The organism is Microbulbifer thermotolerans (genome assembly GCF_001617625.1).
In the GTDB taxonomy this organism is placed as follows: Bacteria; Pseudomonadota; Gammaproteobacteria; order Pseudomonadales; family Cellvibrionaceae; genus Microbulbifer; species Microbulbifer thermotolerans.
Genome location: NZ_CP014864.1, coordinates 969906 through 983202 on the forward strand (window position 1 = coordinate 969906; position 13297 = coordinate 983202).

The 13297-nt window shown below is 57.8% G+C and carries 8 protein-coding genes; 3 read left to right on the forward strand and 5 right to left on the reverse strand.

Annotated features, from left to right (window positions below):
• The first annotated feature begins 615 nt into the window (after positions 1-615).
• On the forward strand, positions 616-3600 hold the full coding sequence (locus A3224_RS04075; protein WP_067151848.1) for a carboxypeptidase regulatory-like domain-containing protein: 2985 nt from the start codon (positions 616-618) through the stop codon (positions 3598-3600).
• A gap of 186 nt (positions 3601-3786) precedes the next feature.
• Positions 3787-5685: a glycoside hydrolase family 3 protein gene (locus A3224_RS04080; RefSeq protein WP_175487721.1), complete on the forward strand. Its 1899-nt coding sequence runs from the start codon at positions 3787-3789 to the stop codon at positions 5683-5685.
• 125 nt (positions 5686-5810) lie between these two features.
• Here A3224_RS04080 and pbp4b read toward each other — a convergent pair whose 3' ends face one another.
• Both pbp4b and A3224_RS04090 read right to left on the reverse strand, forming a co-directional pair.
• Positions 5811-7172, reverse strand: a complete 1362-nt coding sequence (pbp4b, locus tag A3224_RS04085) for a penicillin binding protein PBP4B (protein ID WP_067151854.1) — start codon at positions 7170-7172, stop codon at positions 5811-5813.
• A 72-nt stretch (positions 7173-7244) separates the two neighbouring features.
• Positions 7245-8195 carry an N-acetylmuramoyl-L-alanine amidase gene (locus A3224_RS04090; protein WP_067151857.1) on the reverse strand — a complete coding sequence of 317 codons (951 nt, stop codon included), beginning with the start codon at positions 8193-8195 and terminating at the stop codon, positions 7245-7247.
• Between the two features lie 290 nt (positions 8196-8485).
• Here A3224_RS04090 and A3224_RS04095 point away from each other — a divergent pair, with 290 nt between their 5' ends.
• The gene (locus tag A3224_RS04095) at positions 8486-9658 is read left to right on the forward strand and encodes an exo-beta-N-acetylmuramidase NamZ family protein (protein ID WP_067151860.1); all 1173 of its coding nucleotides are present in this window, start codon (positions 8486-8488) and stop codon (positions 9656-9658) included.
• A 65-nt stretch (positions 9659-9723) separates the two neighbouring features.
• Here the strand turns inward: A3224_RS04095 and murQ are convergent, their stop codons facing one another.
• From murQ to A3224_RS04110, 3 genes are all read right to left on the reverse strand, one after another.
• Positions 9724-10668 carry an N-acetylmuramic acid 6-phosphate etherase gene (gene murQ, locus A3224_RS04100; protein WP_067157402.1) on the reverse strand — a complete coding sequence of 315 codons (945 nt, stop codon included), beginning with the start codon at positions 10666-10668 and terminating at the stop codon, positions 9724-9726.
• A gap of 68 nt (positions 10669-10736) precedes the next feature.
• Positions 10737-11606 carry a BadF/BadG/BcrA/BcrD ATPase family protein gene (locus A3224_RS04105; RefSeq protein ID WP_067151864.1) on the reverse strand — a complete coding sequence of 290 codons (870 nt, stop codon included), beginning with the start codon at positions 11604-11606 and terminating at the stop codon, positions 10737-10739.
• Positions 11603-13177, reverse strand: coding sequence for a sodium:solute symporter (locus tag A3224_RS04110; protein WP_067151868.1), 1575 nt, complete (start codon positions 13175-13177; stop codon positions 11603-11605). The genes A3224_RS04105 and A3224_RS04110 overlap by 4 nt, the downstream gene beginning before the upstream one ends.
• Positions 13178-13297: the final 120 nt, after the last annotated feature.

Here is a 13297-nt window from a genome sequence, read left to right on the forward strand (position 1 = left end):
CAAATGGTGTTTGCGCCCCGGTTTCCTCTTCCACAGACCGCGGCGATAAGAGCGAAAGCTTTTTTATTGGGGGAGCAGTGCGTACGGGATTGTTTTGAGCACGGAAGGGGGAATTATGGTGAGTGATGTTGACTTGCCCGGCGAGCGGACCTTTGTTCGGTTCACTATCTTGTCGACCAGTGGTTACGGTTGTCTTTTTTAATTGTCCTCCAATGCCAAGATGAGTCGGTATGACTCTTGCTTGTATACCTGGTGCTCAAAGGCGAATAGAGAATTCCACGATAAGGTTATTAGGCCGCTTATTTTTTGAACGCTTAACCTGACTTTCATGCGTTAAGTGATTATTTATACGTGGTCTATTTGCGCCAAATCTTTCCCATACCCGCTGTATCCCTTCATTGCGACCAAATAATAAGATATTCCTTGAAAAAATATTAAATTTAATAAATTATTTGGTCTGCAGTCCTGGCATTGAGAGCGAGTTCAAGATTTTCAGAGTCGGGCCGAATAAAAAGCTCCAAAAGAGTGCAACGAGACCGGGTGCCGGTTGAGGCTTCAGGGGCGAGAGGGACCTGCCCAAGAAATAAATACAACGAACGATCGGGAGACTTTCTCATGTTCCAAAAAAACAAGCTCAGTAATTCAATGGCGGAGAGCAAAGGCTCTGCTGCTTGGGGGCGCGCAGCCTTCCTGGCCGTAGGCACTTTGTTTTCCGCTACGGTGATGGCGCAGCAGGTGGGGACTATCGAGGGCCAGGTTTCCCTCGGTGACGACATCGATGCGACCGGAGTCACTGTTACTGCGACCAGTAATGTAATGCCTCGTCCCCGCACAGTGGTGACGGATGACGACGGCGAGTTCAAACTGCCGATGCTGATTCCGGGCATCTACACCGTGACCTTCACCTCTGAGGATGGCGCCACCCGGACTGTGAAGGCGGAGGTGTTGCTGGATCAAGTGACTGTGCTGGACGTCAATTTGTTGGCCCCGGTTGCCGAAACGCTGGAAGAGCTGGTGGTGACGGGGGAAATGGTGACTGTGGGAGGTAACTCCTCGCTGTCCGATGCCATCGGTGCTGAAATTCTCGAGTCTCTGCCGGTTGGGCAGGATTACCGCGATCTGATGAAACTGGCTCCCGGGGTTCAGTACAGCCAGAACAGTATTCGTGGCCCCAATGCCGGCGGCAGTGGTCAGGATAACGTATACAAGTTCGACGGCGTCAACGTCACCCTGCCCATGTTCGGCACCCTCTCGGCTGAGCCGTCCACCCAGGATGTGGAACAGTTTTCCGTGGAGCGTGGCGGCGCGCGCGCCATCGGCTTCAACCGTTCCGGCGGTATGACCGTCAACACTATCAGCAAGTCCGGTACCAATGAATTTAAGGGCAGCGTAGAGTATCGGGTGCAGCCCTCTGGCCTGCGTGAAGAACCCAAGGATGGTGTCGATTCCGATGTCACCCAAACCTGGATGACTGCCAATGTCGGTGGCCCGCTGATCGAAGACCAACTGTTTTTCTACGGTTCTTACTATGGCCCGCGCGAAGACGGCGACAATAAAGAGACCGCTTACGGTTCCACCAAGGACTATTCCAGTGAGCGCGATGAGTACTACGGCAAGCTGACCTATGCACCCATCGACAGCGTGTTGCTGAATGCCGCTTACCGGACTTCGGAGCGCGTCAACGAGGGCGCTTCCATCGGTGAGTATGAGGCGGACTCTGTTTCTGTGGGTGAAGAGGCCAATCAGGATATCCTGACACTGGACGGTTCCTGGCTCGTTAACGACGACCTTACCGTGAGCTTCCAGTACAGCGATTACAGCCTGGAAACCGCCGGGGTACCGGATACCACCCTTGGCGTGCAGCCGGTGATCGGTGATTCCCTGGATCTCGACAACCTGGATCAGATGGGCTATCTGACTGTACCCACGGTCAATTCCGCATACTCCTCCGCCTACAACACCCTGGCGCAGCAGCTGATCGACCAGTACGGTTATCTGGACGATTCCGGAACGCTGACCGGTGGCGGCGGTGTCGGTGCCTACTATCAGTTCAATGTGCAAAATTTCTACCGTGAAAGTTTTGAACTGGCAGTGGACTACAACTTTGAGATTGGCTCCACTTCCCACGAGCTGCACGTGGGTTACCAGTGGTCCGAGGGCGAGGAGGAGCTGGCGCGCCTGTCCAATGGCTGGGGTCTGATCAGCCTGGTAGACGGTGCCAACGACGCGGACGCTCCGGACAACGCCTTGTTCCTGGCCAAAACTCAGCAGATGAGCTTTGTGGGCGCGGATGGTTCCACTGTGCCGTCGATCAAGTCCTATACCGAAACCCACAACTTTGAGATCAATGACTCCATCGCCTGGGGGGACTTTATCTTTGATGTGGGCTTCCTGATCAGCCAGGACACCCTCTACGGTCAGGGGCTGAAGGAAGACGGCAGCACGGTATCCGGCTATGTGGCCGCACCGGGCCACAAGTACGAGATGTACCAGGTCGACTGGGAGGATATGATCCAGCCCCGCCTCGGCGTTTCCTGGGCCTACAATGGCGTCGACACCATTTTTGCCAGCTTCGCCCAGTACAACCCGGCGGCCACCTCCCTGGCTCGTGCCGCCTCCTGGGATCGCAATAGTGCAGCGCTTATCGAAGTCTACTTCGATGATGAAGGTAACTACATCAGCTCCTCACCCCGCGCTAGCTCCTCGGGCAAGCTGTTTGCCGACGACCTGGATCCGCGTCGCGTGGATGAGCTGACCATCGGTACCACCAAGGAGTTCGACAACGGTATCAGTCTGCGCTCGCACATCCGCTACCGCGAGGGCTCACATTTCTGGGAGGATACGCCGAACACCGCCCGCCTGTACGGCTGTTACGGTGAAAACAATGACATGTGCGTGCCGTCGGATATCGCGGCCAAGGGCCTCTATATCGACAACCTGGACGAGATGCTGGCACAGATCGGCAGCGGTTCCACCTATGTGATCGCCGAACTGGACGACGCCTATACCAAGTACCTGGAGTTCAGCTTGGAAGCGTCTTGGATGGGTGAGCGCACTTACCTGAATGCGTCTTACACTCACAGCCGCTACACCGGTAACTTTGACCAGGACAACACGGCTGCTTCCAACGACCTAAACACCTTTATTGGTTCTTCCAATATTGGCGATGGTATTGGTCGCCAGGTGTGGGATTACAAGGACGGCACCCTGAGCGGTGACCGGCCACATCTGTTGAAACTGTTCGGCCAGTACACCCTGGATTGGAATGCCAATATCGGCGCCTATCTGGTGTACCAGTCCGGTCAGCCCTGGGAGACCTGGAACGGTTCCATCTACGGCTTTACCAGCAGCACCAACCGCTACGCGGAAAAAGCCGGTAGCCACCGCTCGCCGAGCCACTGGCAGATGGATCTGAGCTATACGCAGAACTTCAATTTCTATGGTGATTACCTGGTTAAGTTCCGCGCGGACATTTTCAATGTGTTTGACAAGCAGACCGGTTATAACATCGATCCGTACTACGATTCAGACACTTACGGTGATCCACGTAGCTACTATGCGCCGCGTCGCGTGCAGCTGTCTCTGGCTGTAGACTTCTGATCGGCGGCTGAGTCGGCCTTTTAAACTGTCCACAGGATGCCCCGGCAATGCCGGGGCTTTTTTTTATACGCAGGACAACCGAGCAGTGAAAAAAAAGCGCTCGCCGCTTGCTTGTGAGTGGCCAGGGTATGAAATAGAATAAAATATTCCTAAAAATATTTATTTAAATAATGGATTATGTTTGTTATGAATGATCACCGTTCGCGCCACATCTTCTGCTCAATGGTATTGCTGGCCGTTCTGAGCCTGCTTTCCGCCTGCTCAGAAAAAGCGCCTTTGCCTCCCCAGGAATTAACCCTGCGGGAAAAAATTGCACAGAAAATCATGTTGGATATCCGCTACTTCTGTGCTGACAAAAGGACGGAAGAAGATGGTGAATGTCGCGAGCCGGTGACCGAGTTGCCGAAAGAACTGCGCCGCCTGATTGCGGACACTGGACTTGGCGGCGTTATTTTGTTTGCGGACAACCTGGAGCGCAGCGCGCAGATTGTCCGGCTCAACCACAGTCTGCAGGAAGCGGCGGCCAAGTCCCGCCCCGGTATACCACTGCTGATTGCCGTCGATCAGGAAGGTGGACGGGTCAATCGCCTGCCTCGCGCGGAGTTTCCGGCTTTCGCCGGCAATATGGCGATCGGTGCCACTTACGCGCAGCACGGAGATACTTACGCGCGCACTACCGCGGCGGCCATGGGGCGGCAGCTGAAATTGTTGGGCTTTAATGTCAATTTTGCGCCCGCGCTGGACGTCAACAGCAATCCGGATAATCCGGTTATCAATGTGCGCTCTTATTCCGAAAACCCCCAGGTGGTGGCGGACTTGGGCGCGGCGAGTGTCAGTGCTTTCCAGGGGGAAAAAATCGCCGCGGCAGTCAAGCATTTTCCCGGCCACGGTGACACGGCGGTGGACAGCCACACCGGTTTGCCGACCGTGGAACGCACCGAAGCGCAGGCCCGAGCATTGGATCTGTTACCTTTTGCGCAAGTCATCAAACGCGCGGCGCCAGCGCTGGTGATGACCGCGCATATCCAGTATCCGGCTCTGGACAATTCGCAGCTGCAGACCCTCAGCGGTGAAACAATTCCCGTACCCGCGACCCTTTCCCGCGCGATTCTCACCGATCTTTTGCGCGGTGAGTTCGGTTACCGGGGCGTGGTGGTAACCGACGCTCTGGATATGGGAGGGATCAGCAACTACTTTTCCCCGGAAGATGCGGTAGTACACACCTTTGCCGCGGGTGCCGATATCGCATTGATGCCGATCAAGATCCGCAATCCACAGCAACTGAAGGATCTGTCCGCACTGATCGACCGGGTAGCCGCGGCGGTGGAGCGGGGAGCCCTCTCGTCAGAAGAAATGGATCTCTCTGTTGAGCGGATCTACGCACTGAAGGAGCGCTATGTGGACCCCGAGTGGATCGCCCGCAGCCCGCGGGAGAACATCCACTTGGCTGTGCAGGGCGTGTCGGATCCAACCGACGTGGAGCTCGCAGAGACCCTGGCGGCAGCGGCACTGAGCCCAATTTATCCCGCGGCCCCGGAGGCGTTGCCGATCGTGGATACCTCCACCGCGCGCATCCAGGTGATCGCGCCTTCGCAAGAGGTGGGCGAGGCGTTCAAGCTGGCATTGGCGAAAGTGAGTGAGTCCGATGTGGAAGTGCTCACGCCGCGCAATGCGCTATCCGTACTGCAGAATGATCCCGCGGACGTATTACTGGTGGCCAGTATCGCACCCCAGGAAAATGCCGTAGAGCGCGGCGGTGTGGATGATCTGGGGCGGCTGCGCCAGCCGCCACTGGCTATTGGCGAGCGCTATCGAATTTACCATGACAGCCTGCGCCTGGCCCGACAAAGGGGCAGCAAAACCGTGTTTATCAGTATGCGTTCCCCTTACGAGGCAGCGCGGTTCCAGGATGTGGCTGATCTGCAGATCGCCAGTTATGACTACAAAGGCTATATCGATAAAAACGGCGAGCTGCACGGTCCTGTTTACACCGCGCTCGCCCGCGCGCTGACCAGCCGTCAACTGCCGCCGGGGGTGTTGCCAGTCACTGTGCCGGACAATACGCGACAGGCGAGTTTGCCGTGACCCTGAATGCGCGCCCCGACTTGAAAGATACTTGAAAGATACGTGGTGCCCCGCCCGATGCGCTGGTATCGGACCGGAGTGTGTCAGCGGAATGATCTCAATGTGGCCCCGGTCGGGGCCGCAATTCAGTGGGGTGTCGCAGCCGGTTCCAGCAATGCCTGGTAAACCGCGGACACCACTTCGCCATAGCGGCCGACGGCAAAAAAGTCGCCGATAAAGCGGCCGGCGTTTTGGCCGCTCAGGATCACTGGCGAGTGCTTCTTGTTGGTCAGTAGAACGATACCGAGATTGTAGGTGGGGTCTATAACCGTCAGTGTCCCCGTCCAGCCAGTGTGGCCGTAGGCGTGTCGGCTGGCGTAAGCGCCGAACATCCACTGCATACTCGCATCGCCGTTTGTCCGCCAGCCGAGGGCAAAGGTGGGGTTTTTCTCGGATGGCTTGGTGAACCGTGCGATGGTGTCCCGGTCGAACAGCTGCTGTGCACCGTAGCCACCGCCATTGAGCATCACTTGTAACAAAACGGCCAGGTCGCCGGTGGTGGAGAAGAGGCCCGCATGCCCGGAGACGCCGCCCATGGCGTAAAACGCTTTTTCGTCGTGTACCTCGCCGCGCAGGGTATAAGTGCGGATGTTGGGGAATGCTATCGTGCCGCCACGGGTGTTGCCCATAAGTTCGGTTGCGGCGAAATCACTCGCTTGGAACCCTTTCTGCAGCGGGGTAAAAAGAGTGTTTTTTAGCCCCAGGGGTTTGTACAGCGTGTTTTCTACATAATCGTCGAGTCTCTGCCCGGTGATTCGCTCTACGATTAGACCCAGCAGCATATAGTCCATATCGCTGTAAACATTTTTGCTGCCGGGTTCATAGGCGAGTGGCGTTTTGCTCAAAAGAGCCAGGGTTTTGTTTCTGTCTTGGGAGTAAAGCGCTCCGCCGGCTTGAGGATCGTGAAATTTGGGGTCGGCCATAAAACCGGCGCTGTGGTGCAAAAGGTCGATAACCCGCAGCGTGTCCTTGCCCTTGATAGGGTCGCTGTCGGTGTCGCGGAACTCCGGCAGGTAGTGCTGTACTTGGGCCTGCAGGTCGAGTTTGCCCTCACTTACCAGTTTCTGCAGAGCGAAATTGGTCGCGTACATTTTTGTATTTGAAGCCAGATCGAACAGGGTGTCTGTCGTCATGGGCTGGAAGTGTTTCAGCGGTACCTGCCCGGAGAATTTTTGCCGGTAGCCATAACTGGTATTTTTGACAATTTTTCCATCCTTAATCACGAGCAGTACTGCGCCGGGAAAGCCCGCCGCGATATCCCGTTCGATCAGTGCATCGACCCGCGCCAGCCCTTGCCGTGAAAAACCGGCGTCCTCCGGCCTGTGTGCTTCCTGAAGTAACAGGAAGGGGGTTTTTGGTGATGAGGGTAGGGTGCTGCAACTGGCGGTGGATATGAGCAGTGTCACTGCCGCCAGCAGGCCAAGTGCACGGGTGGCGAGGTAGTGCATGGTGGTTCCTCTGTATTGGGGCCGCGGTGCTCTGCAGTGCCCGCCACGGCCCCAGAATCGGCCGGGAACGAATTACTCCGAGGGGCCTCTATTCTGGTTCAGCTTTTCCGGGAAATATTTTTCCAGCAGTGCGAGCAGAATGGCGCGTGTCTGGTCGTCAATTTTGCCGTCGACCTTCCAGGGGCGGAAATGGTACTGGAAGGCGCGGGTATAGATCGAGATATCTTCATCGGTGGCCGTTTCCGGATCAATGCCGTAGCCGTAGTCGGCGAGCCCCTGGGCAAAGTGGCGGCGGATGTTTTCGGGGGAGGCATCGCTGTCTCCGCGCAGCTTTTCCAGATAGCGGACAACGGTATCGTCGTCATACCAGGCGCCGATCCCCGCCGCGGCCAGTTGCGCCCAGGGGAAGCGGGGGCCCGGGTCGACCTTGTTGTAGGGGCGGATGTCGGAGTGGCCTATAACCCGGGTCGGGGTGATTTCCGGGTAGCGCGCGAGAATGTCCTTGGCAAGCGCGATCACCAGTGCGATCTGTTCATCGTCGAACTCCGGGAAAAAGCACACCTCCTCTCCGGCTTTTTGCGGAACGGTTTCCACCGGCGGATGGCAGTGGGCCCGGTTGACAATTTCAATGCCGATAGACTGGTCGTTTACCTGGATGCGGTCCTCCCATGTTCCCGCGCCCGCATGCCAGGCGCGCCGGCTCTCGTCGACGAGCTGATAGACGCGCAGATCCGAGTTGGCGTAGCTGGGGTCGCCGTGCTCCGGGATGAGATAGTGGGCGCTGACCGGGTAGGGGCTGGGTTCAGTGAGCAGTTCCAGCGACCTGCCGAAATCCGAGCTGGTGTAATGCATGACCAGAAAACGCACGCGCTCGCTGGCATTTTGTGACCGCACTGTCTCCACGGGAAAATCCCCCTGAGTAGTGTTCTGAAAGCCACTGCCGGCACAAGCGGTGAGGGCCAGAGGACAGAGCGCTGCGAGCAGTGTTTTCCATCTTTTCCCGGGTGTGCTGGCGGTTGGCATTTTGGAGACTCCTCTGGTTGTTTGATCGGGAATGGGGTGCACCTTGGTGCCCGGCGCGGCCAGGGGGACTGGCGATTGTGAATTCCTCCGCGCCCCATCTTGTATTCGCCGCTGGGGAACCTCTGATAATTTCGTTTTTTGACGCTGAAGTGTCGTGGCGAAATCGTCAGCGGTTTCCTAGTTAAACATAAATAATTCTATTTGGTCTATATCTGGTAAAATAATTTATTCTTTTGCGGCGTGAGCTTGTGTCCGCACATTGAAATCCCGATACCGATAAAGGTGCGCTGATGGTTTTTATTCGGAAACTTTTTTCTCTGGTCTCACTGTGGCTTCTGCCCGCCGCGGCGCTCCTGGCGGACAGCGCCTTGCGGGTCGGTGCGGAACAGCCGCAGAAGTATCTCCCGTTGCTTCAAGACAGCCGTGTGGGGCTGATTGTCAATCAGACGTCCCGTGTGGGGGGGCAGCATCTGATTGACTACCTGCGTCAACGGGAGGTCGATATTGCGCGCATATTCGCCCTGGAACACGGTATCCGCGGCGATGTCGAGAACGGCGGGCAGGTGGATGACGGCGTGGACACTGCCACTGGGGTGCCGATCGTGTCGCTGTACGGTGGCAATCACAAACCTGCGCCCGAAGCGGTGCGGGACCTCGACTGGCTGCTGTTTGATATCCAGGATGTGGGGGTGCGCTTCTACACCTATATCAGCTCTCTGCACTACTTGATGCAGGCCTGCGCCGACTATGGTGTGCCGCTGATGGTGCTCGACCGCCCCAATCCTAACGGGGATTATGTGGATGGCCCCGTGCTGCGGAAGGAGTTTCGCAGCTTTGTCGGTATGCACCCAATACCTCTGGTACACGGCCTCACGGTGGGAGAGCTGGCGCGTATGATCAATGGTGAAGGCTGGCTCGACGGCGGTGCCCGCTGTGATCTGACGGTGATTCCCGTGGCCGGTTACCACAAACAAATGCGCTATTCACTGCCGGTCAGGCCCTCCCCGAATCTGCCCAATGACCGCGCCATCCGTCTCTACCCATCGCTGGCATTGTTCGAGGGTACGGCGGTCAGTATCGGTCGCGGAACCCCATATCCATTCCAGGTGATCGGACACCCGGCTGACCGCAGCGGAGAATTTTCCTTTACTCCGGTACCGGTACCCGGGGCCAGCGAGAATCCCAAGCACCGGGGGCGCTTGTTGCGCGGGGATGATCTGCGTAACAGCGGTGGCGGGGATCGCTTTACGCTCGCCTATCTGATCGACTGGCAGCGGCGCAGCGGGGAATCCGGCGAGGCGTTTTTCTCCCGTGCCGCTTTCTTCGACAAGCTGGCGGGCACCGATGCGCTCAGGATCGCGCTGCTTGAGGGGAAATCGGAAGAGGCGATTCGCCGCAGCTGGCAAGCGGAATTGCAGCAGTACTTAAAGCGGCGCAGCCCCTATCTGCTTTATCCGGAATAGCCAATCCCATTGCATGAGCGCCCCGAAGCCAACGATTGCGCTCATGCAAGTAAATCAGAGGTTCCTCAGCGTTTTGCCACGCTCCGTTTGGAACCCTCCACTTGCTGTAAAGCGAGGCGCAGAAATCCGTTGGCCTGCGCCAGCGCTGCTTCAGCTGCGCTGCTGTCCAGACCACTGAGAATCACCATAATGGCCAGTTTGGCGTTGTGATCGCACTGGTTGAGAACCCGGTCGGCCTCTTCCAGAGAGACCCCGGTCGCTTCCATGACAATACGCCGGGTGCGACCGCGCAACTTGGCGTTGGTGGCTTTTACATCCACCATCAGGTTGTAGAAGCTCTTGCCGAGCCGGATCATGCTGGCGGTGGTCAGCATATTGAGCACCAATTTTTGTGCGGTGCCCGCTTTCATCCGTGTGGAGCCAGTGAGAATTTCGGGGCCCACTTGCGGCAGTATTTTGATGTCCGCTTCCTCGGCAATGGCAGCGGTGGCATTGCAGGAGAGGGCTACGGTGGTGCAACCGGTTTCGCGCGCGTAGCGCAGGCCGCCAATCACATAGGGAGTCCGCCCGCTTGCCGCAATGCCCACCACCACATCTTTACTGCTGAGGTCGATGCCCTTGAGATCGCGCTCGCCGAGGGCGGGGTTGTCCTCCGCTCCTTCCTGGGCGCGGTAAACAGCCTGTTCGCCGCCAGCGATAAGCGCGACAACCATCCCTTCCTCTACACCGTACGTCGGCGGGCACTCGGCGGCGTCCAGTATGCCGAGGCGGCCACTGGTGCCCGCGCCCATATAGACGAGGCGGCCGCCCTTCTTAAAGGCGTCGACAATGGCGTCTACTGCCTGTGCAATCTGTGGCAGAACCCGGTGCACTGCCAGCGGCACCTCCCGGTCGGCGGTATTGATTTTTTCCAGAATTGCCTCGGTGGGCAGCAGGTCGATATCCCGGGTATCCGGGTTGCTCGCCTCGCTGGTAAGACGGCTCAATTCCTGAATAAGATCTCGGTACATATTTGATTGATCCAAAATAAGAAAACCGAACAGTGGTTTCGGTTGGCTACTTTTCGCCGGACGCTTTGTCAGGCGTATTCCATATGCCGCTGCGCAAGGGCACAGGCCCCATCGAGGGAAGTTCCCTTTGGCGGTACCAGTCGCGCTCTCAGGTCATCGGACAGAAACGGGCGCATCTTGTCAGCCAGGCCTCCGAGCAGCGTGATCGGGAGTTCGTCGTCGTCGCTGGCGGCGCGAATGAGGCGCTCTAGGTCAACGGCGGTCTTGCGGACGATTTTCTGCGCCAGTTGGCAGTGGGGCAGGTGTTCGAACACCACCGGAGCCAGGGCGGCGTACTCCCGTGAGCCGGCGCGCTGCAGCCAGGGCAGGATCGAGGCGCGCTGGCTGCCGACCTGTTGCATGATATGGCGGCACAGGTCACTTTTCGCATCGCCGTGCAAATCCAATTCCCACAATAGGCTGCGCACTGCGCTTTTCCCAATGGCCGCGCCGCTGCCCTCGTCCCCGACAGCCAGGCCCCAGCCGCCGAACTGGCGGATGCCGCCGTCTTTGTTCAGGCGCATGGCCACAGAACCGGTGCCGATGGCGACCATGACAATGGGCTCACCTGCGCCCGCACCGAGCAGGGAAGTCTGCGCATCGGAAGTAACGATGACACTGGCGAATCCCAGGGATTCTAGCCGGCCTTTGAGTTGCGCGGCGGCGGCCGGATTGCCTGCACCGGCCACCCCGCAGGCAATGGATACCTGCTCGGGCGCGGCGCCGCGCCGGGTCAACAGCTCCCGGCACAGGTCGAGAATATTGGCAATGGCACCGGGCAGATCTTGACTCAGAGAGCTGGCACCGGAGCGGATTTCCAGGGGCATGGCATCGCCGCCGCCGAAGCGGGCCAGGGTTTTGGTGGCGCCGCCATCTATCCCGATAAAGTATCCGGTCATGCGCCGGCCTCCTCCTGCGGCTCGCCGGCCATCTCGGGCTCAGGAGAGCCCAGGCAGCAGACGGCGAAGGAAATGGCCGCACCTAGGCACAGTTGCCATGTGAACGCCATAGCGGCAGGGGGTTCCGCACCGGTGAGCGCGCTGATTATCCAGGGCTGTTGTACCAGGGTGACAAGGAATCCCGCTGCCAGCGCGAAGGTGACGCTGGTGCTGTTGCCGCGTTTGGTAAAGAGCACAGTGAAGAACACACCCAGCAGGCCGGAGTAGGCAAACACCATCACCGACAGGGCAAAAGTGATCAAAGGCAGGTCACTGTATTGTTGCCAGTAATAGCACAGCACAGCCATACCGCCGAGGGCGAGCGCCAGTAAGGCCATGGACATACGCCCGGCAAAAACAAAGTGGCGCTCACTTTTTTTGATGCCGCGTTTTTTCAACCAGCCGCGGTAGAGATCCTCGGTCAGTACGCTGGCCATGGAATTGAGGCTGGAATTTAGTGTGGAGAGGGCCGCGGCCACAACGCCGATGGTGACTAATCCGCGCAACCCTTGGGGCATTTCGTTGAGCACATAGTGCATAAAAACAGTGACGTCGCTGCCGCTGGGGGGCGTCGCTGATACACCGCCCATCAGGTCCGGGCGCTGGTAGAAGATAAAGAGCAGCATACCGATAGCCATAAAAACAGCCATCACCGGAATAACCATTACCACCGAAAGAAGCATGGCTCTGGCGCCTTCTCCGGGGGTCTTGCAGGTAAGTAGGCGCTGGCTGGCATCTTGATCCAGTCCCAGTGTGGCGAAGTGCAGTAAGACAAAGCCGGTCAGAATGGACCAGACGTTGAAGGGATCGCTGAAATCCCAGTGCCAGTCGACCAGTTCCAGCTTGGAGGCCTGGCCCTGCGCGGGGCTCTGCAATGCCGAGAGTATTTGCGGCAAATCCGCGGGGATTTGCCAGAGTAGCACGGCCATCACCACAATGGCCGCACCCACGTAAATCGCGCACTGCAGCGCATCGCTCTGGATCACTGACCGCACACCGCCGAGAAAAGTCTGCAACAGCCCCGCCAAGCTCAGGATCAGCACCGCGAGCACTACGTGACCGGCATCAATATCGTTGAACAGGATCATCGACACGGCGATGGCAGCCATATAGAGTCGGGCGCCACTGGCGAAAACACGCCCGATCAAGTACATAGCTCCGGCTTGCTGCTTGGCACTTTCGCCAAAACGGAATTGCAGCAATTCGTACACCGTTGTTACCCGCAGGGCATAAAAGCGGGGGATTAGTAAGCGGGCCGCGGCAAAGGCCGCGAGTACCGCGCCCAGGTTGGTAAACAGATAACTCAGATCTCCGCTGTAGCCGAGGTCGGGGCCGCCGAGAAAGGTGGCCGCTGACTGGGTGGTGGCAAGGGTGGAAACGGCTACCATCCATACCGGCATGGAATTATGTGCAAGAAAATAGTCGCGGCTGTCGGACGTTTTCTTGCGGCTGAAATAGTAGCCACTGGCGGCCAGTAATCCGGCGTAGAGGGCGAAAATCACCCAGTCGAGAGTGGTGAGTTGCAATTCCATTAAAGGGAGGTCCTGAGTGCGCTTTCCTGTGGTGATTCGGAATCGGCCACGGATTATTTTACTGATTTATTCCTAAAAATTCTTGCTATTGTTATCATTTATTCCTCGGCAGGTCAAAGA